Source organism: Mesorhizobium sp. M2E.F.Ca.ET.219.01.1.1, from assembly GCF_004016445.2.
Taxonomy (GTDB): Bacteria; Pseudomonadota; Alphaproteobacteria; order Rhizobiales; family Rhizobiaceae; genus Mesorhizobium.
The window spans coordinates 462,824-484,703 of record NZ_SADT02000006.1 but is presented as its reverse complement, the minus strand read 5'-3'; the positions used below and the strand labels follow the sequence as shown (position 1 = coordinate 484,703).

Sequence of the window (21,880 nt, the reverse complement as noted above, 5' to 3'; positions counted from 1 at the left end):
GCCGACGCAGGCGTCGGCTGATCCGGCGGCGGCAACCCTGGCAACGCCGAGTCCGCCGGTGGAAGCAGCGGCGGCGAAGCCGGCTGCTGCCCGGAATACATCAGCTTCGGCTGGCCGGCATCCGCGACCGTCGGCCCCAGACTCCGCTGGATCAGCGCCTCGACATGATCGTTGCGCTGGCGCGCGGTATCGGCGCCCATTACCACCACGATCAGATGCCGCCCGTCGGCATTGTAGGAGGTGACGATGTTGTAGCCGGAAGCTCTTATGTAGCCGGTCTTGATGCCGTCGACGCCGCGCACGCGGCCCAGCATGTCGTTGTGGCCGCGCACCAGCCTGCCGCGGAACATGAAGTCGCTTTCGGAGAAATAGTGGAAATGCTGCGGGAAGCGCTTTTCCAGCGCCATGCCCAGCACCGCCATGTCGCGCGCCGTGGTCACCTGGCCGTCGTCGGGCAGGCCGCAAGCGTTGCGGAAATTGGTGCCGCTCATGCCGAGCGAGCGCGCCTTGGCGGTCATCATGGCGGCGAACTGGTCTTCCGAGCCGCCGCCGAGATATTCGCCCACCGCCACCGCCACGTCGTTTGCCGACTTAACCACCATGGCGCGGATGGCGGAATCGACATCGATCGTCTCGCCCCGCCGGAAGCGCAGTTTCGTCGGCGGCTGCGAGGCGGCGTGGTCGGAAACCGGGATCCGCGTTTCCTTGGTCACCCGGCCGCTCTCCAGCGCCTCGAACAGCATGTAGAGCGTCATCATCTTGGTCAGCGAGGCGGGATAGCGCTGCGACCTAGAATTGACCTCGAACAAGGTCTTGCCGCTCGAGGCATCGACCACGATCGCCGCATATTTCTGCGGCTGCGCCGGCACGGCAAGCACGCTCTCAGGCGGTGCCGCCGTCGTGCAGCCGGCGACCAGCGCGAGCAATGCCAACAGGGCGATGAGTTTTTGCAGGAGAGGGAAGGTCGGGGGCAAGACTGTTCTAAAGCTGTTGCTGAGATGCGGCGAAGCTAACGTAACGCATGTGCGACGTCCAACTGGTTAACGGGGGGAAGAAGGCATTTGCCCAGGTTTTGGGGGTTCGCGCCAGCGGCGAAGCTGCCAATCTCCGCCCTTGCGGGGGTTGAGGAGCGGTCCGCGTAGCGGGCGGAAAGCCAATTGCTTGGCTTTCCGGGCGACGAAAGCCCGGCAGGGCAGAGGGGTGCTGTCCTGGGGTCTCAAGGCTGGGGTTCCTCGCCCCCGCCAGAGGCGGGGGAGAGGTGGCCGCGAAGCGGACGGGGCGGGGGCTTCGTAGGGCGCTCCCCTCTCCGTCTCGGCTTCGCCGAGCCACCTCTCCCCACTGCGTGGGGCGAGGAACCTTGATCTTGCAGCGCCGCGTTCCTTCACAGCCCCCTCCGTCCTGCCGGACATCTCCCCCGCGAGGAGGGAGATCAGACGTCGCGCAGGCTTTCGCTAATCGCCAGCATCGCTTTGCCATCCCCACCTCCTTTCCGCTAATATGCCGCGGCTTGGTTTTGGGGGGATCGGCATGTCGGAAATCGCCACGGGTACGACCTCGTTGCTCAGGGCATCTCTCAGCCGCACCGGCAAATGGGCGGCGAGCTTTGCCTTCATCAGCGGCGCGGTCGGCGATGTGCTCAACCCGCTCGGACCCTTTGCCGCCTACATTGCCCTGGTTGCTGCCGTCGCGGCCGTCATCATCGCCGTCGCCATGGTGCTGCGGCTGGTGCTGGCCGCCAAGGCGATGCCGGCGCTGATCTTCGCCACCAGCGCGGCGGCCATCGCCGGCGGCGTGTATGGCATCCAGCAGGAAACGAATTCGCAGAACGGCGTCATCGCCAACCTCGTGCCGGCGGTCGCCGAGCTGCAGCAGTCGCTGGGCATCGTCTCGCAAAAGGTGGCGAAGATCGAGCAGACCGTCACCGAGACGCAAAAGACCGTCGAGGAGGTCAAGAAGTCGACCGACACGGTCGCCAAGACCGCGCAGGAGATCGCTTCCGCCCAAGAGCAGCAGACCGCGCAGGGCGCCGAAACCCAGAAGGCCGTCGAGGCGGTCAAGCAGACGACCGACACCTTGGCCGCCGGCCAGCAACAGCAGCAGGCGCAGGCCGAGAAGCTGCAGGCGACCACCGAGCAGATCGCCGCTTCGATCGACACGATCGCCAAGGGCTTCGCCCAGCTTTCGGCACAGGGCGGCGCGATCGCCGATCCGAAGCGCCCGGACGAATTCTACCACAATGCCCGCGTCTATGAGCTCGCCGGCGACATGCTCAACGCCCGGCGTTCCTACCTCGCCTTTGCCGGCTTCGATGTCGACGCCATCGACCCCTACACGCGCTTTGCCACGCTGCTCAGGGTCCAGGACGGCAAGGCCGGCGCCCGCGAAGTGTTCGGCACGCTGGCGGAAAAGGCCAAGGCGCCGTCGATCAAGCTCGTGCATCTCCTGCAGTTCGACGACGCGCAGCGGCTCGACAGGCTCAACGCCTTCATCGCGGCCAACCCGGATTACGCGCCGGCTTACTTTCTCCTGGCGCAGGAATTTTCCGAGGATCGCCTCGGCAGCCAGACGCTCGCCGACAAGCGCAGCGAGGCGCAGGCGCTGAGCAAATTCGTCTCCTACGAGAAGGATGGCGGCCTGCTCAAATATTTCGTCGACCAGACGCAACTGGCCGATTGGCTCGACCGCAGCCGCAGCCGGCTGACGGCGTTGGGCGACGTGCTCGACCCGTCGCGTTTCGTGCCGACGCTGACGCCGATGCGCTCCAACGCCGGCTGGTCGATGACGATCTCGCTGCCCGAGCCGGCGACGGCGATCTCCTGGCGGCTTGGCGATTCCGGTCCGTTCACCGACACCGGGGTTATGGCGATGAACGACCAGCGCACCGGCAAGCCGATGCCCAATCCGAGCTTCGAGCTGCCGGACAGCACCGCCGCCACCACCATCGCCATCAAATATCTCGACGTCAGGGGCCGCGAAACCGGCCCGTTCGATATCCGTTTCGACCCTAACGGCGCCCTCCAGCAGGAGAACAAGCAGATCCTCGATCAGTTCTGGACGTCGTGGATCGCTTTCGATTCCGGCGGCAGTCGAGGCCTGGTCTATTTCACCCAGATGCTCTCCTACCGCTGCGCCATCAAGGAGGTGCATTACAGCCTCAACGGCACCGCGCTCGACAAGGAGATCAAGATGCCGCCCTGCGACGCCAAGGACCCCTACGCCGTTCCCTCCGACTACCAGCCCTATTTCAAGGTCAAGGATGACGTGAAATCGATGGCGGTGCAGGTTACTTATACCGACGGCACGAAGTCGCCGGTGCGGGAGTATAAGAGGCAGTAGCGAAGGCCTGCTCGCTGCGAAATCCGTCTGTGGGTTGAGAGCGGATATTTTCTTCCAGCGTCTGCGCCGCCCCTCACCTGCCTGCCGGCATCCTCTCCCCGTATAGTGACGGGGAGAGGGGCGCAGTCATCGCGGGTTTCGCCAATCGCCAACGTTGCCGGGAAGGCGCCGAGTTTGCGGCCAGCCCCTTCTCCCCGTCACTATACGGGGAGAAGTGCCCGGCAGGGCGATGAGGGGCGACGCTGACGGTCAAGAATTGGTTTTCTCGTCCAGACGACGGCACGGCTGATGCAAATTGCCAATCACCGCGCTTGCGCCGAGAGCCCTGAGCAGGCTCTGCTGCCGGCCACCAAAAGATTCGCGGGATAGCACAATGGACGCCGTCACCATCAACGCAAAGGGCATCTCCGTCTCGCTCGATCTCGCCGTCGGCCACATCGCCGCCATGGAGGTCGAGGCCGACGGCCGCGTCCTGAAGCCGCTGCATCGCGCGCCCTGGGCCGGCTCGCCGCGCGAGACATTGCCCGCGAACCTGCCGGAAGGCACAGTGCGGCTCTCTGGCGATTTCCTCTGCGCGCCTTTTTCCACGAGCGATGTCGAACCCGCACCCCTGCATGGCTGGCCGGCCAACAGCGAATGGGACGCCGTCGAGAACGCCGCGATTGCCGGCGGCCGGCGCGCCGTCTTCCGGCTGCGCAGCAAGGTGATGGGCGCCTCTGTCGACAAGGTCTTCACGCTGCGCGACGGCCACCCTTTCCTGTACCAGGAGCACATCTTCTCCGGCGGCTCCGGAGCCATCTCCGTCGCCCATCATCCGATGACGGTCATGCAAGGCGGCGGCCGGCTTGCCTTCTCGCCCAAGCGCGTCGCGGTCACGCCTGCCGCGCCGCTGGAGCCAGATCCGGCGCGCGGCCGCTTCATGCTGGCTTACCCCGCCCGAACCGCCGACCTCACGCAGTTTCCGCTCGCCGCCGGCGGCACCACCGACCTCACCGACTATCGCATCGAAGACAAGCGCGAGGATTTCATCACCCTGGTCGAGGCGGATCACGGCGGCCCGGGCTGGACGGCGATCGCGCGGCGCGCCGAGCAGGACCTGGTTCTGGTGCTGAAGAACCCGGCCGAACTGCCGGTGACGATGCTCTGGTTCTCGAATGGCGGCCGCTACTACGCGCCCTGGAGCGGCCGCCACCTCGGCGTGCTCGGCATCGAGGACGGCCGCAGCGCCATCGGCCATGCCGCCTCGCTTGGCGACAACTGGCTGAAGCATGAAGGCGTGGCGACCGCGTTTGCGCTGGCCGAGGGGCGGTCGGTCTCGTTCCGCCATGTCATCGGCGCGGTTCCGTTCGCGGATATCGATGCGCCAGACAGCATGGAACAAGCGGCCGATCGATTGCGCATTCTTGCCCCGAACGGCGCGGTAAAGGAGGTGCCGTTCGACGGCGAATTCCTGCGCATCGGCCGCTCGGCTCCGGCCTGAGAGATCGGCCAGAGCCCTCGAATTCGTCATTCCTTGCTCCGCCCGTGGATGACGAAGGGACGGGCGTCTCGGCCGATCTCGAGGGTGGGACGCCGCCAAACAATCGGTTGAAACCTCAGCATCTAGGAACGAGGTTTGAAATTTCCATCCACACCCGCCAAAATACCGCCACAACCTTACCGAAGAGGCGCCGATGTCCGAGATCGCCCATATCACAGCCGCCATCTTCAAGCGCGCCGGCAAGGCCAAGCGCTTCGTCGTCGCCATCGCCGGTCCGCCGGGTTCCGGCAAGTCTACGCTGTCGGCGAGCCTGCATGAACTTCTGCCGGAAGGTAGCTCGGAGGTCGTGCCGATGGACGGCTTCCATTATGACGACATCATCCTCAACCGCCGCGGCCTGCGCCCCCGCAAGGGCGCGCCGGAAACCTTCGATTTCGCCGGCTTCGAGACGCTGCTGAAGCGCATCCGCTCCGGCGAGCCCGACATTGCCATCCCGGTCTTCGACCGCAGCATCGAACTGTCGCGCGCGGCGGCCGAGATCGTCTCCGCCGACACCAAATTCATCCTGGTCGAGGGCAATTACCTGCTGCTCGACGAGGAGCCGTGGTCGCGGCTGGCGCCTTTGTTCGATTTCACCATCTTCGTCGACGTGCCGCGCAATGAGCTGGAGCGCCGGCTGATGGAGCGTTGGCGCGAGCATGGCAAGTCGGATGAGGACGCCCGCGCCTGGATCGCCTCCAATGACATGCCCAACATCGAACGGGTGCTGGCGCGGCGCCGGCCGGCCGACATGGTCATTGGTTAAACTCTGGTCATTGGTTAACCCGCTCAATTTTCAATATTTTCGGACGGGAACTTTAAGGTTTTCACGCCGTTATCACCCTGTCCCGAATTCTCCGGCCGGAGCAATTCCAGGGAAGCGCGCAAATCGCTTGCCGTCCGGAATTGCGACAAGAAGCGAGCAGGAACTGTCAGATGGCAACCAACAGCAGAAAGCCCGTGGCCAAAAAAACCAGGGCCACCCAATCCAGGACGACGCAGGCCAAGGCCGGCGCCGGCCCCGCGACCGCCGAGCGGTCGAAAGACGCCAAGCCGGCCTTTGGCAAGGCGGCACCGAAAAAAGTGACGACTGGCGCGGCTCACAAGGCAGCGGTCCACAAGGTCGCGGCCAAGGGCGCGAAGCATCCCAAGCCCGCGGCCAAGACGTCTGGTCCGATTCGCGCCGTGGCGAGCGTCGCGACAGGGGCGGTCGTTGCCACCGCGCGGCTTGCGGCCTCGATGCTCGGCCGCGGCGGCGCAAAGGCCAAGGCGAAATAGGCCTTTAAGGTCCACGCGATCCCGCACGGCAGGCTGCGGCGAAGTCGCTGGACCCGACCATCACGCCCTTTCCTGAATAGCTTTCAGCCCCTTGCCGGAATGGTGAGGCCGCGCTTCACCGCCGGCCGCGCCAGGCCGCGCTCCAGCCATTCGGCGACGGTCGGGAAGTCGTCAAAGCCGACCAGGTCGCGCGCTTCGTAGAAGCCGATCAGGTTGCGCACCCAGCCCAGCATCGACACGTCCGCAATGGTGTATTCGTCATCCATGATCCACTTGCGGCCCTTCAGCCGCGTTTCGAGCACGCCGATCAGCCGCCGCGATTCGTCGCGATAGCGCTCGAGCGGCCGCTTGTCGGCAATCTCGCGCCCGGCGAATTTGTGGAAGAAGCCGACCTGCCCGAAGATCGGGCCGATCGCCGCCATCTGGAAGAACACCCACTGGATCGTCTCGTAGCGGCGCGCCGGATCGTCGGGAATGAGCTTGCCGGTCTTGTCGGCCAGATAGAGCAGGATGGCGCCGGACTCGAACAGGCCGATCGGCTTGCCGCCCGGGCCGTCCGGGTCGATGATCGCCGGGATCTTGCCGTTCGGGTTGAGCGACAGGAACTCCGGCGTCCAGCTCTCATTCTTGCCGATATCGACATAATGCGGCTCATAGGGCAGGCCGATTTCCTCGAGCGCGATCGAGACCTTCACGCCATTGGGCGTCGTGGCGGAATAGAGCTGCAGGCGCTCGGGCTGCTTGGCCGGCCAGCGCTTGGCGATCGGAAAGGCGGACAGGTCGGTCATCGGAAACTCCGGATATGGATTGGCGCCGGGCGGCGCTTATGGCGGGGTGAGCAAGAATTAGGTCTGCGGCCGGCCGGGATCAATACACCGGCAGCCGGCTGCCACGCGCCAACCGGCAGGCTGCACTCAGACGGCCTTGAAGGCCAGCACCGCGTTGGTTCCGCCGAAGGCGAAGCTGTTGCTGAGCGCGGCGCGCACCTTTCGCTCGCGCGCCGTGTTGGGCGTCACGTCGAGGTCGCATTCCGGGTCCGGCTCGCGATAATTGGCGGTCGGCGGCACGATGCCGTCGCGGATCGCCATCACGCAGGCGATCATCTCCAGCCCGCCGGAAGCGCCGAGGCAATGCGCATGCATCGACTTGGTAGAGGAGACTGAGAGAGAAGGGGCGTGGTTGCCGAAGACGCGCTTGATCGCGGCGGTCTCGATCTGATCGTTGGCCTTGGTACCGGTGCCATGCGCGTTGAGGTAGTCGACGTCTTCCGGGTTCAGCCCGGCATCCGCCAGGCAGAAACGCATCGCCGCTTCCGGTCCCTCGACGGTCGGCGCGACGATGTCGGAGGCATCGGCGGAAAGCCCGACGCCGGCGATCTCCGCCAGAATCGTGGCGCCGCGCGCCGTCGCGTGATCGTAGCTTTCGAGCACCGCCATGCCGGCGCCTTCGCCAAGCACAAGGCCGGCACGGTCAGCGGAGAACGGCCGGCAGGTGTCGGGTGAAAGCACCCTCAGCGCCTCCCAGCCCTTCAGCACGCCCCACACCAGCGGCGCTTCGGTGCCGCCGGCGACCATCACGTCGGCGCGGCCGAGCCTGATCTGGTCGACGGCCGAGGAGATCGCATGATTGGCGGACGAGCAGGCCGACGTGGCGCCGAAAACAGGGCCGCGCAGGCCGAGCGCCATGCTGACCTGGCCGGCGGCCGCGCCCGGCATCACTTTCGGCACGGTGAAGATGGCGGCGCGGTTGCGTCCCTCGAGCAGGATCGCGCGGTAATTTTCCTCGATGGTCTCGAAGCCCGCGACGCCGATGCCGACGATCGCGCCCATCCGGTAGGTGTTGTCGGCATGGGCGGTCAGGCCCGACTGCCGCATGGCTTCGCGCGCCGCGATCACAGCCAGCAGGCTGAAGCGGTCCATCGACACGACCTGCTTGCGGTCGATGCCATGGTCCGGCAATTGCTTGATTTCGCAGCCGGTCTTGACCTTGAGGTCATGCAGCGACGGATTGTCGATCGGGCCGATGGCCGAGCGGCCGGCGCGCATGGCGTCCCACATCGCCGCCGCATCGTTGCCGAGCCCGCAAATCCCGCCGATGCCGGTGATGACGACCCGTTTTTGCATGCAGTCAGGCTTTTTTCGCGATCAGTTCGCGAACCGCCTCGACCATGTCGCCGACGTTCTTGAGGTTGCTCCAGGCATCGACCGTGTTCATCTCGATCTCGATGCCGTACTTTTCCTCGAGATCGAAGATGATCTCGGTCAATTCCAGCGAATGGATGCCGAGCGTTCCGAGATCGGTGCTGGCGGTGATCTCCTCACCGCCGGTGTCGGCATGCGCTTTGATCTTTTCGATGATCTCGGTCGTCAGTTGGTCAGCCATTCGGTTCCTTCCCTGTCGTTTCCCGACGCCAACTGATCAGCGCCCCTTTTGATCCCCGGATCCAACAACGCCGTTGCCCTTACCTCGCCAGACACCGCGCGACCGCTCCAGGGTGGCTTCCCTCTATAGAAACCAAAACGTTGTCAAGCAACAAGCGATATATCGACAAAGCCGCCGGAGTGCTTAACCTGGAATCGTGGACACGATCGAGAACACCTTGGCATCCAACCCCGCCTCGCCTTTGGCCGCTCCTGCTTTGCCTGCCGTGCAACGTGTTGCAGGGCGAGCCAGGCTTTTCTGCGGCAAGGGCGAGGGCCGGACGCGCCTGCAGCGGCTCTATCAGGATGGATCGGCCAAGATCCGCCTGCCGGCGGTGCAAGGCGATCCGCTCGAGGCAGTGCTGATCAACACAGCCGGCGGGATGACCGGCGGCGACCGCCTTGGCTGGACGATCGAGGTCGGCGCCGGCGCTTCCGCCTCCATCACCACCCAGGCCTGCGAGAAGGTCTATCGCGCCGCCGCCGACAGGGCCGAGACAAGCGTCGGCCTGCGGGTCGGTCCGGGCGGCCGCATCGCCTGGCTGCCGCAGGAAACCATCGTTTTCAACCGCGCCGCCTTCGCCCGCACGCTGGATGTCGATCTCGCGGAGGATGCCGAAGCGCTGGTGCTCGAAGCCACGCTGTTCGGCCGGCTGGCGATGGGTGAGCGGACGGTTCAAGGCAACTTCCACGACCGTTGGCGGGTCCGCCAGGGCGGCGTGCTGATCCATGCGGAGGATTTCCGGCTCGGCCCGGATATCGCGGCAACGCTCCAGCGGCCGGCGGTGACCGGTGGCGCGCTTGCCGTCGCGACGCTGCTGCTCGTTTCGCCGCAAGCGGAAGACCTGCTGGACAAAGTCCGCGCCGTCATCGGCGATCCCGGCATCGGCGGCCCCGTTATCAGTGACTGCGGCGGCGCGAGTTTCTGGAGCGTCGGCCGATCTGGCAAGCTTCTTGCGAGGCTCTGCGCCGGCGACGGCTACCAGCTCCGCAAGCGGCTGGTTCCGCTCGTCGAACTGCTCAACGGTCGAGCTGGCCTGCCTAAATTGTGGTCACTCTGATCTGAAATACCGGGACATTGCATGAATCTTACGCCGCGTGAAAAAGACAAGCTGCTCATCGCCATGGCGGCGATGGTGGCGCGCAAGCGCCTGGAGCGCGGCGTCAAGCTCAACCATCCCGAAGCCATCGCCCTGATCACCGACTTCGTCGTCGAAGGCGCGCGTGACGGCCGCCCGGTCGCGGAGCTGATGGAGGCCGGCGCCCATGTCGTCACCCGCGCCCAGGTCATGGACGGCATCGCCGAGATGATCCACGACGTCCAGGTCGAAGCGACGTTTCCCGACGGCACCAAGCTGGTGACCGTGCACGAACCGATCAGGTGAGAAGGGCCGATGCTGGAACTGCGACCCAATTGCGAATGCTGCGACAAGGATCTGCCGCCGGAGGCGGCCGATGCGCTGATCTGCACCTTCGAGTGCACGTTCTGCGCCGACTGCGTGGATAGTGTGCTGGGCGGCGTCTGCCCGAATTGCGGCGGCAATTTCGCGCCGCGGCCGATCCGGCCGGCGGCCAAGCTTATGAAATATCCGCCGTCGACCAGGCGCGTGCTCAAGGCCGAAGGCTGCGGCCCGCGCAAGGCCGCTTAACCAGGTCAATGGGAAGGGCACAAAAGATGATCTCCGCCTCGACGAAACGCAGCACGCTCGCCGTCATCCTCCTGCTGGCTGCGGCGATGCCCGCTTATGCCCATGTCGGCATCGGCACGGCCTCTTCCTTCGCCGCCGGTTTGGCGCATCCGCTGTCCGGCCTCGACCACATGACGGTCCTGATCGCCGTGGGCCTCTGGGCCGCGATGAAGGGCGGCAAGGCGGTCTGGGCCTGGCCGCTCGCCTTCGTCGGCGTGATGCTCGCCGGCGGCGCGCTCGGCATGCTGCATGTGCCGGTGCCTTTCGTCGAGCCGGGCATCCTCGCGTCCGTCGTGGCGCTCGGCCTGCTGGTGGCGCTGGCGATCGACCTGCCGGTCTCGGCCGGGGTGGCCATCATCGGCCTGTTCGCGCTGTTCCACGGCCATGCTCATGGCACCGAGGTGCCGGAAAATGTCGGGGGCCTGGACTATATGGCCGGTTTCTCAATGGCCACGGCACTGCTCCACGGTATCGGCATTGCAACGGGCCTCCGGCTTAGGTCGAGCTTCCGTGGCCTGGCGCGCGCAGCCGGTGCCGCCTGCGCGGCGATTGGCATTGGGCTGGCCTTCGGCATGATGTGAGGGCGCGATGATCCCCGGTGAAATTTTTGCGGCCAAAGGCGACATCGAGCTCAACAAGGGCCGGCCGACTGTCACGCTCAAGGTCGCCAACAGCGGTGACCGTCCGATCCAGGTCGGCAGCCATTACCATTTCTTCGAGACCAATGAGGGCCTCAAATTCGACCGCGAGCGCGCGCGCGGCATGCGCCTCGACATTGCCGCTGGCACCGCCATGCGCTTCGAGCCGGGCCAGGAGCGCGACGTCACCCTCGTGCCGCTGGGCGGCAAGCGCGAGGTCTATGGCTTCCAGCAGAAGGTGATGGGCAAGCTGTGACGGCCGTCGGCGCGCTCACATCACCTCGGCGGCTTGGCGGCCGCGTAGATGACGACCTTCCTCGGATTGTCGAACTCCACGGCGAGCACGTCCTCGGCCTGCACGCGCCGCGAATCGATCGCGTTGAAGAGCAAGGCGTTCGCCTCGATCTCCTGGCGCAGTTCGGCGACGTCCTCCTGATGCTGCTTCATCTTGTTCTCGATGGCCGGCGGCGGCCCGCCTTCGCTGCGCGTCGCATCGGTCAGGAACACGATATCGACCCTGTCGAGCTTGGTGGTCTTGCGCGCCGTGCCGATATTGTCGCGGGTGCGGTCGATGGCCGTGATGACCTTTCCGGCCTCCGTCCTGGAGAGCGCCTCTTCCTGGCGGACATCGGAATCGACAATTGCCGCGGCAGGCTTGTCGCTGACCAGCGGCTGCGCCGCGGACGCCGCCTGGGGCGCAGCCATGACAAACGTGGCGGCAATTACGGAACTCCATCTTGCAAAACGCCGACCATTCGCCATCGTTCGCTCCTGACTGACCTCGTGACGGGGCGAAAACAGCGAAACGGTCCGGCTTGGCCGCAGGTTCCCCTCAAAAGCCGGATAGCGGCCCGCAAGGCGGCCCGCATTCCCTTCAAAATATGGTTGGCGGACCGCAAGGCGGCCCGCCCTGGCGCGCAATCAGCTGGCCTTCTTGGTGATCAGCGTCAGCGCGCCATTGGGCTGCATGCTGGCGGCGATCACCTGCGCCGAGCTCATGCCCTTGGCTTCGAGCGCGGATTTCACCTTGGGCGTGGCGTCGATCGACTTGCGCAAGGTCTGCAGGCCGGCATCGCCGCGCTGCGCCACGATCTGGTTCACCTGCGTCTGCGCGTCCTTGGGCAGTTCAGTGATGTCGACGACGTTGACGCTCTGGATAGACGGCACCGCGGACTGGGCTTTCGGCGCGGCAGGGGCGGCCGGCGACGGGCTGGGCTGCGGCGTCGGTTGCTGCTGGGCGCCGGCAGCGCCCGCCATCATCAAGGTGGCGGCTGCGGCGACAAGTATCGCGTTGCGCATGGGTATTCCTTCCATCGGATTGGGAGTGATTCCGCCCGCCTCAACGGCCCGATGGGAACGCTGAAATGGGCGCTCAAAGTGTCGCCGGGCGGGTCATTGCGTGACCATTGGGTGGCGACAATGTGTGCCCCGCGCGCAAACAATTGGAATTTCGGGAGCAATTGCTGATGGCCAGGATAAGCCGCGCCGCCTATGCGCAGATGTATGGACCGACGGTCGGCGACAAGGTGCGGCTTGCCGACACCGAGCTTTTCGTCGAGGTCGAGAAGGACCTCACTGTTTACGGCGAGGAAGTAAAATTCGGTGGCGGCAAGGTCATCCGCGACGGCATGGGCCAGAGCCAGGTCACGCGTTTGGGCGGCGCGGTCGATACCGTCATCACCAACGCGCTGGTCGTCGATGCGCTCGCCGGCATCGTCAAGGCCGATATCGGCCTGAAGGACGGCCGCATCGCCGCGGTCGGCAAGGCCGGCAATCCGGACACGCAGGATGGCGTCACCATCATCATCGGCCCGGGCACCGAGATCATCGCCGGCGAAGGCAAGATCCTGACGGCCGGCGGTTTCGATGCGCATATCCATTTCATCTGCCCGCAGCAGATCGAGGAAGCGCTGATGAGCGGCATCACCACGATGCTGGGCGGCGGCACGGGCCCGGCGCATGGCACTTTGGCCACCACCTGCACGCCCGGACCCTGGCACATGGCGCGCATGATCCAGTCCTTCGACGCCTTCCCGATGAATATCGGCCTGTCGGGCAAGGGCAACGCGTCAAGGCCGGCGGCGCTGGAAGAGATGGTGCTGGCCGGCGCCTGCTCGCTGAAGCTGCATGAGGACTGGGGCACCACGCCGGCGGCAATCGATTGCTGCCTGTCGGTCGCCGACGACTATGACGTGCAGGTGATGATCCACACCGACACGCTGAACGAGTCAGGCTTCGTCGAGAACACCGTGGCGGCGATCAAGGGCCGCACCATCCATGCCTTCCACACCGAGGGCGCCGGCGGCGGCCATGCGCCCGACATCATCAAGGTCTGCGGCCTGCCCAACGTCATCCCGTCCTCGACCAATCCGACCCGGCCTTACACCGTCAACACGCTGGCCGAGCATCTCGACATGCTGATGGTCTGCCACCATTTGTCGCCGTCGATCCCCGAGGACATCGCCTTCGCAGAGAGCCGCATCCGCAAGGAGACCATCGCGGCCGAGGACATTCTGCACGACATCGGCGCCTTCTCGATCATCTCCTCCGACAGCCAGGCCATGGGCCGCGTCGGCGAGGTGGCGATCCGCTGCTGGCAGACCGCCGACAAGATGAAGCGCCAGCGCGGCGCGCTGCCCGACGAAACCGGCGACAACGACAATTTCCGCGTCCGCCGCTACATCGCCAAATACACCATCAACCCGGCCATCGCGCACGGCCTGTCGAAGGAGATCGGCTCGATCACGGTCGGCAAGCGCGCCGATCTCGTGCTGTGGAACCCGGCCTTCTTCGGGGTGAAACCCGAAATGGTGCTGGTCGGCGGCTCGATCGCGGCAGCGCCCATGGGCGACCCGAACGCCTCGATCCCGACGCCGCAGCCGATGCACTACCGGCCGATGTTCGGCGCCTATGGCAAGGCGCTGACCAACTCCTCGGTGACCTTCGTCTCCAAGGCGGCGCTAGATGCTGGCCTTCAGGGCAGGCTCGGTGTCGACAAGGCGATGGTCGCGGTCGAGAACACGCGCAGCGGCATCGGCAAGCATTCCATGGTGCTCAACGACGCCACGCCGCATGTCGAGGTCGATCCCGAAACCTACGAAGTGCGCGCCGACGGCGAGCTCTTGACCTGCGAGCCCGCGACCGTGCTGCCGATGGCGCAACGGTATTTCCTGTTTTGACAGGCGGCTGGTCCGATTAGCGGGCAAATATCGTTGCGGCTCGGGCGCGCAGATCGCAATATGCTGCGAAGCAGCAGCATTGTGATCTGGCATGCCCACCGAAATCGCCTCCCAGCACGACATCTTCCCGCACATCCGCATCGTCATGGGCATGGTGATCGGCCTCGGCGTCACGCGACTGCTTTCGGGAACCGCCCGCATCGTCCAGCATCCCGGCCAATACCGGCTCTATGCGGTGCATCTCGCCTGGGTTGCCTCGGTGCTGTTGATGCTGGTGCATTTCTGGTGGTGGGAGTTCGGCCTCTACGCCATCGAGAACTGGACCTTCGGCAAGTACCTTTTCATCATCTTCTACGCCATCACGCTGTTCCTGCTCTGCGCGCTGCTGTTTCCGGATTCGATGCTCGACTACACCAGCTACGAGGACTATTTTTACTCGCGCCGCGCCTGGTTCTTCGGGGTGCTCGGTGCGACCTATCTGCTCGACGTCATCGACACGCTGCTCAAGGGGCCGGAGCACTTCGCCCGCTTCGGCAACGAATATCTGTTCCGCACGCCGGTCTTCGTGGCGCTCTGCATCGTCGCGATCCTGGTGCGCGACAAACGCTTCCACATCGCCTTCGTAGCGGCTGCGCTGATTTACCAGATATCGTTCATCCTGCGGCTGTTCGACACCATCGTCTGAGCGTTCGCGATGCGGTAGGTTCTCGGAAAAAGGCAAGAGTTCAACCATGTACAAGGCTGTCGGATCGCGCGGCTCCCGCGTCAGCCGGGTGCTCTGGATGCTCGAGGAGCTCGGGCAGCCCTACGAGTTCGTCGAGGTGAAGCTGCGCTCGCCGGAAGCCTACGCGCTCAACCCTTCAGGCAAGGTGCCGATCCTGATCGACGACGACCTTAAAATCACGGATTCCGCTGCGATCTGCGTCTATCTGGCCGACAAGCATGCCGATAAGGGCATGGGCGCCAATCCGGGTGTTGCCGGGCGCGCCGAGATGGATTCCTGGATGCATTTCGCCCAGAGCGAGCTTGAGGCCCCGCTGTGGAACAAGCTGCGCCACCGCTTCCTGCTGCCAAAGGATGTTCGGGTCGATGTCGGCCCGGCCGCGGCGTATGATTTCGCATCCGAAATAAAAGCGCTGGATCGCCGGCTTGGCGACAAGCCTTACGCGCTGGGCGACCGCTTCTCGGCCGTCGACGTCCTGCTCGGCGATATGGGCGGCTGGGCCCGCGCCGGAAGATTCCCGATCGACTCTGAACGGGTCGGCGCCTATTTCGACCGCGTGCTGTCGCGACCCGCTCGTGCCCGCGCCCAAGCCAATGGCGGAGCCATGAAATGAAGCTCAACATCACCACCGATTTCACCAAGTTTCCACGTGCCGTCTCGGTGCTTGCCGCCGGCGATCCGGCTTCGGCCACGCCCTACGACAAGGCTGTGCTGCCGCATGACGAGCGGCATCTGCGCCGCCGCGCCATCGAGACCGCCGGCGGCGACAAGGTGCTGGTCGACCTGCCCGAGCCGGTGGCGCTCGCCGATGGCGACCGGCTGGTGCTGGAAGACGGCCGCCAGCTCGAAATCGTCGCCGCACCAGAAGAGGTCTACGACATCCGTGCCCGCGACGCCGTTCATCTGACCGAGCTTGCCTGGCACATCGGCAACCGCCACCTCGCGGCGGCGATCGAGGCCGACCGCATCCTCATCCTGCGCGACCATGTCATCAAGGCGATGCTGGAGGGTCTCGGCGCCACTGTGAACGAGGTTTCGCAGCCGTTCAGTCCGGTGCGCGGCGCCTATTCCGGCCACGATCACGGCCATTCGCACGACCACCATGACCATCATGGCCATGACCACGACCACCATGACCATGATCATCACGATCACGACCGTCATCACCACGGCCACCATCACCATCATGACTGAGCAGCTTTCCACCGTCGCACTTTTGCGGCTGATGGCCTGGCTGTCGCCGGCCTTTCCCGTCGGCGGCTTCTCCTACAGCCACGGGCTCGAGCGTGCCGTGCACGATGGCCTGATCGCCGATCGCGAAGATCTCGCCGGCTGGCTTGAGACGCTGGTCGAGATCGGCTCGGGCTGGAACGACGCGGTGCTCTTCGCCGAAAGCTGGCGTCGCGCGCGTGACGGCGGCGACCTGGCGGAAGTCGCCACGCTGGCCGAGGCGCTTGCGGGATCGCGGGAGCGTCATCTCGAAACCATGCTGCAGGGCGCTGCTTTTCTCCAGGCGGCGTCCGCCTGGTCGTCTCCGGTGCTGCAGCGCCTGCCGGCCGACTGCCCCTATTGCGTTGCGGTCGGCGCCGTTGCCGGCAGCGGCGGCGTCGACCTTGCGCAGGCGCTGTCCGCTTTCCTGCAGGCTTTTTTCTCCAACCTCGTGCAGGCGGCGATCAGGCTTGGCGTCGTCGGCCAGATCGACGCGGTCGCATTGTTAGCCGGCTTCGAAACCTTGGCCATGAACACGGCTGCCCGCGCAGCAGCGTCTACGCTCGATGATCTCGGCGGCGCGGCCTTCATGTCCGACATAGCGGCGATGCAGCACGAAACGCAATATTCCAGGCTGTTCCGCTCATGACCGCGCTTGCCGTCATCCTCTCCTTCGTGCTGCTTTTGATTACCACGCTGCATGTCTATTGGGGCATAGGCGGCATCTGGCCCGGAACGGACCAGGCGTCATGCGCCCGCGCCGTCGTCGGCTTCCGCGGCATCGATGAGATGCCGTCGTCCTTCGCGAGTTTTGCCGTCGCCGCTTGCCTGGTCCTGGCGACGCTCTGGCCGCTGGCGCTGGCTGGCGTCTTTGCGACGCCCTTTCCACGGGAGGGCCTGGCCGCCACCGCATTGATGATCGGTCTCGTCTTCCTTGGTCGCGGCATTGCCGGCTTCACGCCCTGGTGGCGCAGGCTTATGCCGGAGCAACCATTCGCGCGGCTCGACCAAAGCTTCTATTCGCCGCTCTGCCTGTTGATCGGGCTGGGCTTCGCAATCCTCGCCATCACGGAGTTCCCGGCATGACGTCGAAAAACGGTCCTCTTCGCATCGGTATTGGCGGCCCTGTCGGCTCCGGCAAGACGACGCTCACCGAAAAGCTCTGCAAGGCACTGCGCGACGATTTTTCAATCGCCGTCGTCACCAACGACATCTACACCAAGGAAGACGCCATGATGCTGGCCCGCCTGCAGGCGCTGCCGGAGGAGCGCATCGTTGGCGTCGAGACCGGCGGCTGTCCGCACACCGCCATTCGCGAGGACGCCTCGATCAATTTGCGGGCGATCGCCGAGTTGAACAAGAAATTCCCCGACCTCGACATCATCTTCATCGAATCCGGTGGCGACAATCTCGCCGCCACCTTCTCGCCCGACCTTGCCGACCTGACGCTTTATGTCATCTCGGTCTGCCAGGGCGAGGAGATTCCGAGGAAGGGCGGCCCGGCCATCACGCGCTCTGATTTCCTCGTCATCAACAAGAGCGATCTGGCGCCCTATGTGAATGTCAACCTCGACGTGATGGAGAGCGATGCCGGCCGCATGCGCGGCAAAAGGCCGTTCGGCTTCACCGACCTGTCGCGCGGCAAGGGTTTGCAGGACGTGATCGATTTCATCGTCGAGCAGGGCGGGCTGCAGTCGGCGCGCCCGGCGGCTTGATCTGCTGCGCCACCGATTATCGGTTGCTGGCAGCGGCCACGCGCGGCATTCTCATCCAAACAGGAGGATTTTCCATGAGCCTTGCCCGCCTGCATAAGGAACCGCTGAGCAACTTGCCCTATTACGAGCAGCGGGTCGACCTCGCCGCCGCCTTCCGCTGGACCGCGCGGCTCAACATGCATGAGGCGGTGGCCAATCACTTCTCGCTGTCGGTCAACGAGGACGGCACGAAATTCCTGATGAACCCGAACCAGGTGCATTTCTCGCGCATCAAGGCGAGCGACCTGCTCTTGATCGACGCCAACGATCCTGAAACGCTCTCCGGGCCCAACGCACCCGATCCGACCGCCTGGGGCCTGCATGGCGCCATCCACCGCAACGTCCCGCATGCGCGCTGCGCCATGCATGTCCATTCGATCCACGCCACCGTGCTCGCTTCGCTGGCCGACTCGACGCTGCCGCCGATCGACCAGAACTCGGCCATGTTCTTCAACCGCCACGTCGTCGACGCCCATTATGGCGGGCTGGCCTTCGAGGAGGAGGGCGAGCGCTGCTCCAAGCTTCTGACCGACCCCAAGGTCAAGGTGATGGTCATGGGCAATCACGGCGTGATGGTCATCGGCGACACAGTCGCCGACACCTTCAACCGCATGTTCTACTTCGAGCGCGCCGCCGAGACCTACATCAAGGCGCTGTGGACCGGTCGTCCATTGCGCACGCTCTCCGACGAGATTGCCGAGAAGACCGCTCGCGAGATGGACGATTACCCCGGCCAGGCCGAGCGCCATCTGGCCGAGCTGAAAGCGATCCTCGACGAGGAAGAGCCGGTTTATAGGAATTGAAGCCGGCTCGGTGTGACTGATCGGCCGAAGGCTTGATTGCTACGTGGTTCCCCCAATCCGTCGCTGCTTCGCAGCGCCACCTTTCCCCCCCGGAGGGAAAGGAAGGGAGCCTTGCTGGACGGACATTGACGGCAAAAAACTTGGCGCCTTTCCTCTACCCCGTCGATCGGGGGAGAGGTGGCTCGGCGTAGCCGAGACGGAGTGGGGGTCGACCAGCGCTACACTAAACAATGCATGCGCCAAGCTGCCCGCAGGTCCAATGAGGGGCGGTGCCGACCTTGGCGGCTCGCTAGAGTCCGAGCTCTTTCCGCAGCTCCCCGGCACTGTTGATCACAATCGCTCCGGCCGGGCCCTCCATCGGCGCTTCCGGCCAGAAGATCGTCTTCATGCCGGCCGCCAGTCCGGCCATGGCGCCCGTGAGGCTGTCGTCGACGGCGAAAGCATTCGCCGGGTCGACGCCGGCAAGATATGCGGCGCGCAGGAAGGGTTCGGGCAGCGGCTTGCCGTCGATCACGTCGTTGCGGCTGACCGTCATCATGCCCGGATAGGTGAGACCGACGGCGCGCAGATTGGCATCGACGATCAGCCGGTCGGAATTGGACACCACCGCCTGCTCGACTCCGAGCGCGCGCAATTCGTTGAACACTTCGATCGCGCCGGGGCGCGGCTTCAGCGTTTCCGCCAGCGGCAGGTAATGATCGTATTTGCGCACGATCCAGTCGTCGAAGGGCAGGTCGAGGCCGAATTCGTCCCGCAGCATCTCGTAGACCGGCCATGCGGCGATGCCCAGCACCCGCTCGTGCAGGTCGTGCGGCGGGGCGATGCCGACGCTGCGCAGCGCCGCCACAAGTGCTGCCTCATGCAACGGCTCGCTGTCGACCAGCGTCCCGTCCATATCCCAGAAAACGGCTTTCGGCGTCATGCGCGGCTCCCTTCGCCGATCCCCTTAATCGGTTTCCCAGTGGAGATAAACCACCCCGCCGGCAAATGGTCGCAAGCGCGACGAATTGATCCTTTGTTAGCCCGCTGGACGCCCAAGCAATTGCTCTTTCGATAGACAATTGCGCGCCGGCATATTCGCTGTAAGCTATGGCGCCCGTTTCGACATTGCGGGCTGGGAGGCAGGACGTGAATTCGCGACAGGAAACCGGCAGCACCAGGTTGGACGACGCCGCGCGCGCCGGCTGGCTTTATTATGTTGCCGGCAACACGCAAGACCAGATCGCCGCCAAGTTGGGCATTTCCAGGCAGACGGCGCAGCGGCTGGTATCGCTGGCGATGTCCGAGGGCCTGATCAAGGTGCGGGTCGATCACCCGATCGCCAACTGCCTCGACCTTGCCGCCCGGTTGAAGTCACGCTTCGCGCTCGACCTTGTCGAGGTGGTGCCGAGCGATCCGACATCGAACTCGACGACCATAGGCATCGCCGAGGCGGCGGCGGCCGAGATCGAGCGCCGGCTGCGCTCGGAAGCCCCCATCGTCATGGCGATCGGCACCGGACGCACGCTGAAGGCGGCGATCGAGCAACTGCCGCCGATGGACTGCCCGCAGCACAAGGTCGTGTCCCTGACAGGCAACATCTCGCCGGACGGCTCGGCCGCCTTCTACAACGTCATCTTCACCATGGCCGACCGCGTCAAGGCGCGGTCCTTCCCAATGCCGCTGCCGGTCATCGCCTCCTCGCCGGAGGAACGCGAAATGCTGCTCAACCAGCCGATGATCCAGCCGACGCTGGCGCTGGCCGCGGAAGCCGACGTCACCTTCGTCGGCATCGGCGATCTCGGGCCAAAGGCCCCGCTCTACGAAGACGGCTTCATTTCCGAAAGCGAGTTGAAGGCGCTTCAGAAGGCCGGCGGCATCGCCGAGATCGTCGGCTGGGTGTTCGACCGCGAAGGCCGCATGATCGAGGGCATCACCAACGACCGTGTGTCTTCCGCCGCGCTGCCGTCGCGGGAAAAGTCGCTGGTCATCGCCTTGGCCATGGGCGACCGCAAGCTGCCGGGCATCCTCGCCGCCGTCAACCGCCGGCTGGTCAATGGCCTCATCACCGACGAGCGGACGGCCGAAGCCCTGCTTGCCGGCTGATCGCCGATAAAAAAGAGCCGGCTATTGCGAGGGCCCGCGCGGATCGTTGCCGTCGAGAAAACCCATGTCGCGCTGCAGATGCCCGGATAGTTCCCGGACATCGATATAGCCGCGCCTGCGGCCCGAAAACCTTGCAAATCCCCGCACCAGCGTGAAAAACCAGCCGTGTGTCGGGTTGGAAACGAGTTTTTCCTGAACCGTGGTCATGATCGTCAGCCTTCGCTAGTGCTTGAACTGGATTGATCGTTGATCCCAAATATCGGTCTGGCTGGTTCGTGCTTCCAATTAAACCTCGATCATGACCCATAAGGAGGCCTTATGCCCGATTTGAACTCTCCACAGCTTGCGCCGCTGCCGCCGCTGCCGGCGATCCGGGTGTTCGAAGCGGTGGCAAGACACCTGTCCTTCACCAAGGCGGCGCAGGAATTGGGCATGACCCAGGCGGCCGCGAGCTACCAGATCAAGCTGCTGGAGGAACGCATCGGCGCGCCGCTGTTCCTGCGCCGTCCGAAGCAGATCGAGCTGACCGAACCCGGCCAGCGCCTGGCGCCCGCGGTCAGCGAAGCCTTCGCCATCCTGGGTCAGGCCTATGCCGCTGCGCGCGGCGGCGCCGACGGCCTGCTTTGCGTCACCACCGTGCTGACCTTCGCCTCGAACTGGCTGGCCCAGCATCTGGGCGCGTTCCAGATTGCCCATCCTGCCCTTGCCGTGCGGCTCGACACGTCGAGCCGCCTGACCGATTTCGCGCGCGAGGATGTCGATCTCGCCATCCGTTCAGGCGGCGGCAAATGGCCGGGCCTTGAGGCGCATAAGCTGCTCGACGCCGATTTCACGCCGATGCTGAGCCCCAAGCTCGCGGCGAGCATAGGCGGCGTCAAGGAACCGGCCGACCTTTTGCGCCTGCCGATCCTCGATCCCGGCGACATCTGGTGGTCGCAATGGTTCGAGGCCGCCGGCGTGACCGGGCACGACCTCGCCAAGCGGCCGGGCTCCAGCATGGGCGCGCAGGCATATGAAGCGAACGCGGCAATGGCCGGCCATGGCGTGGCGATCCTGACCAGGGCCCTGTTCAAGAACGAGATCGCCGACGGCCGCCTGGTCCAGCCCTTCGACCTGGTCGGCGACGACGGCCACGCCTACTGGCTGGTCTATCCGACGGCCCGCCGCAACGTGCCGAAGATCCGGGCCTTCCGCGACTGGATCCTGGCCGAGATCGCCTGCCCGTAAGCCGGCTGCCTTCAGCTCCC

At 65.1% G+C, this 21,880-nt stretch carries 26 protein-coding genes and 1 pseudogene; 19 read left to right on the top strand and 8 right to left on the bottom strand.

Annotation, left to right across the window (positions count from 1 at the left end):
• Positions 1-83: 83 nt before the first annotated feature.
• Positions 84-974: pseudogene (locus EN862_RS28210) on the bottom strand (D-alanyl-D-alanine carboxypeptidase family protein); the annotation flags it as partial.
• Positions 975-1,527: 553 nt separating this feature from the next.
• On the opposite strand from EN862_RS28210, the gene EN862_RS28205 reads away from it, so the two are divergent.
• From EN862_RS28205 to EN862_RS28185, 4 genes are all read left to right on the top strand, one after another.
• Positions 1,528-3,336 (top strand): methyl-accepting chemotaxis protein, encoded by a 1,809-nt coding sequence (locus EN862_RS28205; protein WP_127866748.1) that lies wholly within the window; start codon positions 1,528-1,530, stop codon positions 3,334-3,336.
• A 373-nt stretch (positions 3,337-3,709) separates the two neighbouring features.
• Entirely contained in the window at positions 3,710-4,816 is a 1,107-nt protein-coding gene (locus EN862_RS28195) for a hypothetical protein (RefSeq protein ID WP_127866747.1), read from the top strand.
• A gap of 193 nt (positions 4,817-5,009) precedes the next feature.
• Positions 5,010-5,621: a nucleoside triphosphate hydrolase gene (locus EN862_RS28190; RefSeq protein ID WP_127866746.1), complete on the top strand. Its 612-nt coding sequence runs from the start codon at positions 5,010-5,012 to the stop codon at positions 5,619-5,621.
• Positions 5,622-5,815: 194 nt separating this feature from the next.
• Positions 5,816-6,133, top strand: a complete 318-nt coding sequence (locus EN862_RS28185) for a hypothetical protein (protein ID WP_348632092.1) — start codon at positions 5,816-5,818, stop codon at positions 6,131-6,133.
• Between the two features lie 83 nt (positions 6,134-6,216).
• Here EN862_RS28185 and EN862_RS28180 read toward each other — a convergent pair whose 3' ends face one another.
• The 3 genes from EN862_RS28180 to EN862_RS28170 form a co-directional block, all read right to left on the bottom strand.
• Positions 6,217-6,921 carry a glutathione S-transferase N-terminal domain-containing protein gene (locus tag EN862_RS28180; RefSeq protein WP_127866744.1) on the bottom strand — a complete coding sequence of 235 codons (705 nt, stop codon included), beginning with the start codon at positions 6,919-6,921 and terminating at the stop codon, positions 6,217-6,219.
• A gap of 126 nt (positions 6,922-7,047) precedes the next feature.
• Positions 7,048-8,256, bottom strand: a complete 1,209-nt coding sequence (locus tag EN862_RS28175) for a beta-ketoacyl-[acyl-carrier-protein] synthase family protein (RefSeq protein WP_127866743.1) — start codon at positions 8,254-8,256, stop codon at positions 7,048-7,050.
• A gap of 4 nt (positions 8,257-8,260) precedes the next feature.
• Positions 8,261-8,515: an acyl carrier protein gene (locus EN862_RS28170; protein WP_041003067.1), complete on the bottom strand. Its 255-nt coding sequence runs from the start codon at positions 8,513-8,515 to the stop codon at positions 8,261-8,263.
• A 256-nt stretch (positions 8,516-8,771) separates the two neighbouring features.
• Between EN862_RS28170 and EN862_RS28165 the strand changes: the two genes are divergently transcribed.
• From EN862_RS28165 to EN862_RS28145, 5 genes are read left to right on the top strand one after another with little or no spacing between them, the layout of a single operon-like run.
• Complete coding sequence (locus EN862_RS28165; protein ID WP_245519716.1) at positions 8,772-9,614, top strand: urease accessory protein UreD; 843 nt, start codon at positions 8,772-8,774, stop codon at positions 9,612-9,614.
• Between the two features lie 21 nt (positions 9,615-9,635).
• The gene (locus EN862_RS28160) at positions 9,636-9,938 is read left to right on the top strand and encodes an urease subunit gamma (RefSeq protein ID WP_041003069.1); all 303 of its coding nucleotides are present in this window, start codon (positions 9,636-9,638) and stop codon (positions 9,936-9,938) included.
• A gap of 9 nt (positions 9,939-9,947) precedes the next feature.
• Positions 9,948-10,202: a DUF1272 domain-containing protein gene (locus tag EN862_RS28155; protein ID WP_127866742.1), complete on the top strand. Its 255-nt coding sequence runs from the start codon at positions 9,948-9,950 to the stop codon at positions 10,200-10,202.
• Positions 10,203-10,228: 26 nt separating this feature from the next.
• Positions 10,229-10,822, top strand: a complete 594-nt coding sequence (locus EN862_RS28150; RefSeq protein ID WP_127866741.1) for a HupE/UreJ family protein — start codon at positions 10,229-10,231, stop codon at positions 10,820-10,822.
• A gap of 7 nt (positions 10,823-10,829) precedes the next feature.
• Positions 10,830-11,135 carry an urease subunit beta gene (locus EN862_RS28145; RefSeq protein WP_127866740.1) on the top strand — a complete coding sequence of 102 codons (306 nt, stop codon included), beginning with the start codon at positions 10,830-10,832 and terminating at the stop codon, positions 11,133-11,135.
• A gap of 20 nt (positions 11,136-11,155) precedes the next feature.
• Here the strand turns inward: EN862_RS28145 and EN862_RS28140 are convergent, their stop codons facing one another.
• Both EN862_RS28140 and EN862_RS28135 read right to left on the bottom strand, forming a co-directional pair.
• Positions 11,156-11,584 carry a hypothetical protein gene (locus EN862_RS28140; RefSeq protein ID WP_245519706.1) on the bottom strand — a complete coding sequence of 143 codons (429 nt, stop codon included), beginning with the start codon at positions 11,582-11,584 and terminating at the stop codon, positions 11,156-11,158.
• A 216-nt stretch (positions 11,585-11,800) separates the two neighbouring features.
• Positions 11,801-12,178 (bottom strand): hypothetical protein, encoded by a 378-nt coding sequence (locus EN862_RS28135; protein ID WP_127866738.1) that lies wholly within the window; start codon positions 12,176-12,178, stop codon positions 11,801-11,803.
• Positions 12,179-12,342: 164 nt separating this feature from the next.
• Between EN862_RS28135 and ureC the strand changes: the two genes are divergently transcribed.
• From ureC to EN862_RS28095, 8 genes are all read left to right on the top strand, one after another.
• Positions 12,343-14,058 (top strand): urease subunit alpha, encoded by a 1,716-nt coding sequence (ureC, locus tag EN862_RS28130; RefSeq protein WP_193771591.1) that lies wholly within the window; start codon positions 12,343-12,345, stop codon positions 14,056-14,058.
• Between the two features lie 91 nt (positions 14,059-14,149).
• Positions 14,150-14,743, top strand: a complete 594-nt coding sequence (locus EN862_RS28125; protein WP_127866736.1) for a hypothetical protein — start codon at positions 14,150-14,152, stop codon at positions 14,741-14,743.
• A 46-nt stretch (positions 14,744-14,789) separates the two neighbouring features.
• Positions 14,790-15,395, top strand: coding sequence for a glutathione S-transferase family protein (locus tag EN862_RS28120; protein WP_127866735.1), 606 nt, complete (start codon positions 14,790-14,792; stop codon positions 15,393-15,395).
• On the top strand, positions 15,392-15,976 hold the full coding sequence (locus EN862_RS28115; protein WP_127866734.1) for an urease accessory protein UreE: 585 nt from the start codon (positions 15,392-15,394) through the stop codon (positions 15,974-15,976). The genes EN862_RS28120 and EN862_RS28115 overlap by 4 nt, the downstream gene beginning before the upstream one ends.
• Positions 15,969-16,640: an urease accessory protein UreF gene (locus tag EN862_RS28110; protein ID WP_127866839.1), complete on the top strand. Its 672-nt coding sequence runs from the start codon at positions 15,969-15,971 to the stop codon at positions 16,638-16,640. Before EN862_RS28115 ends, EN862_RS28110 begins: the two co-directional genes overlap by 8 nt.
• A complete protein-coding gene (locus EN862_RS28105) occupies positions 16,637-17,077 on the top strand; it encodes a DUF3995 domain-containing protein (protein ID WP_127866733.1) in 441 nt (146 codons plus the stop codon). The genes EN862_RS28110 and EN862_RS28105 overlap by 4 nt, the downstream gene beginning before the upstream one ends.
• Positions 17,074-17,706 (top strand): urease accessory protein UreG, encoded by a 633-nt coding sequence (ureG, locus tag EN862_RS28100; RefSeq protein WP_127866732.1) that lies wholly within the window; start codon positions 17,074-17,076, stop codon positions 17,704-17,706. The genes EN862_RS28105 and ureG overlap by 4 nt, the downstream gene beginning before the upstream one ends.
• Positions 17,707-17,780: 74 nt before the next feature.
• Positions 17,781-18,548 carry a class II aldolase and adducin N-terminal domain-containing protein gene (locus EN862_RS28095; RefSeq protein ID WP_127866731.1) on the top strand — a complete coding sequence of 256 codons (768 nt, stop codon included), beginning with the start codon at positions 17,781-17,783 and terminating at the stop codon, positions 18,546-18,548.
• A gap of 289 nt (positions 18,549-18,837) precedes the next feature.
• Here the strand turns inward: EN862_RS28095 and EN862_RS28090 are convergent, their stop codons facing one another.
• Positions 18,838-19,470 carry an HAD family phosphatase gene (locus EN862_RS28090; RefSeq protein ID WP_127866730.1) on the bottom strand — a complete coding sequence of 211 codons (633 nt, stop codon included), beginning with the start codon at positions 19,468-19,470 and terminating at the stop codon, positions 18,838-18,840.
• A gap of 206 nt (positions 19,471-19,676) precedes the next feature.
• Here EN862_RS28090 and EN862_RS28085 point away from each other — a divergent pair, with 206 nt between their 5' ends.
• The gene (locus tag EN862_RS28085; protein WP_127866729.1) at positions 19,677-20,633 is read left to right on the top strand and encodes a sugar-binding transcriptional regulator; all 957 of its coding nucleotides are present in this window, start codon (positions 19,677-19,679) and stop codon (positions 20,631-20,633) included.
• A 21-nt stretch (positions 20,634-20,654) separates the two neighbouring features.
• On the opposite strand, the gene EN862_RS28080 is transcribed toward EN862_RS28085, so the two are convergent.
• Complete coding sequence (locus tag EN862_RS28080; protein WP_127866728.1) at positions 20,655-20,840, bottom strand: hypothetical protein; 186 nt, start codon at positions 20,838-20,840, stop codon at positions 20,655-20,657.
• A 111-nt stretch (positions 20,841-20,951) separates the two neighbouring features.
• Here EN862_RS28080 and EN862_RS28075 point away from each other — a divergent pair, with 111 nt between their 5' ends.
• Positions 20,952-21,860, top strand: coding sequence for a LysR substrate-binding domain-containing protein (locus EN862_RS28075; RefSeq protein WP_127866727.1), 909 nt, complete (start codon positions 20,952-20,954; stop codon positions 21,858-21,860).
• Positions 21,861-21,880 lie beyond the last annotated feature (20 nt).

Coding starts and splice junctions, on each gene's coding strand:
- EN862_RS28160 (WP_041003069.1), top strand. CDS start 9,636: ATGAATCTTACGCCGCGTGAAAAAGACAAGCTGCTCATCGCCATGGCG.
- EN862_RS28135 (WP_127866738.1), bottom strand. CDS start 12,178: ATGCGCAACGCGATACTTGTCGCCGCAGCCGCCACCTTGATGATGGCG.
- EN862_RS28095 (WP_127866731.1), top strand. CDS start 17,781: ATGAGCCTTGCCCGCCTGCATAAGGAACCGCTGAGCAACTTGCCCTAT.
- EN862_RS28190 (WP_127866746.1), top strand. CDS start 5,010: ATGTCCGAGATCGCCCATATCACAGCCGCCATCTTCAAGCGCGCCGGC.
- EN862_RS28195 (WP_127866747.1), top strand. CDS start 3,710: ATGGACGCCGTCACCATCAACGCAAAGGGCATCTCCGTCTCGCTCGAT.
- ureG (WP_127866732.1), top strand. CDS start 17,074: ATGACGTCGAAAAACGGTCCTCTTCGCATCGGTATTGGCGGCCCTGTC.
- EN862_RS28205 (WP_127866748.1), top strand. CDS start 1,528: ATGTCGGAAATCGCCACGGGTACGACCTCGTTGCTCAGGGCATCTCTC.
- EN862_RS28155 (WP_127866742.1), top strand. CDS start 9,948: ATGCTGGAACTGCGACCCAATTGCGAATGCTGCGACAAGGATCTGCCG.
- EN862_RS28180 (WP_127866744.1), bottom strand. CDS start 6,921: ATGACCGACCTGTCCGCCTTTCCGATCGCCAAGCGCTGGCCGGCCAAG.
- EN862_RS28150 (WP_127866741.1), top strand. CDS start 10,229: ATGATCTCCGCCTCGACGAAACGCAGCACGCTCGCCGTCATCCTCCTG.
- EN862_RS28145 (WP_127866740.1), top strand. CDS start 10,830: ATGATCCCCGGTGAAATTTTTGCGGCCAAAGGCGACATCGAGCTCAAC.
- EN862_RS28110 (WP_127866839.1), top strand. CDS start 15,969: ATGACTGAGCAGCTTTCCACCGTCGCACTTTTGCGGCTGATGGCCTGG.
- EN862_RS28090 (WP_127866730.1), bottom strand. CDS start 19,470: ATGACGCCGAAAGCCGTTTTCTGGGATATGGACGGGACGCTGGTCGAC.
- EN862_RS28140 (WP_245519706.1), bottom strand. CDS start 11,584: ATGGCTGCGCCCCAGGCGGCGTCCGCGGCGCAGCCGCTGGTCAGCGAC.
- EN862_RS28115 (WP_127866734.1), top strand. CDS start 15,392: ATGAAGCTCAACATCACCACCGATTTCACCAAGTTTCCACGTGCCGTC.
- EN862_RS28075 (WP_127866727.1), top strand. CDS start 20,952: ATGCCCGATTTGAACTCTCCACAGCTTGCGCCGCTGCCGCCGCTGCCG.
- EN862_RS28120 (WP_127866735.1), top strand. CDS start 14,790: ATGTACAAGGCTGTCGGATCGCGCGGCTCCCGCGTCAGCCGGGTGCTC.
- EN862_RS28105 (WP_127866733.1), top strand. CDS start 16,637: ATGACCGCGCTTGCCGTCATCCTCTCCTTCGTGCTGCTTTTGATTACC.
- EN862_RS28170 (WP_041003067.1), bottom strand. CDS start 8,515: ATGGCTGACCAACTGACGACCGAGATCATCGAAAAGATCAAAGCGCAT.
- EN862_RS28175 (WP_127866743.1), bottom strand. CDS start 8,256: ATGCAAAAACGGGTCGTCATCACCGGCATCGGCGGGATTTGCGGGCTC.
- EN862_RS28125 (WP_127866736.1), top strand. CDS start 14,150: ATGCCCACCGAAATCGCCTCCCAGCACGACATCTTCCCGCACATCCGC.
- EN862_RS28080 (WP_127866728.1), bottom strand. CDS start 20,840: ATGACCACGGTTCAGGAAAAACTCGTTTCCAACCCGACACACGGCTGG.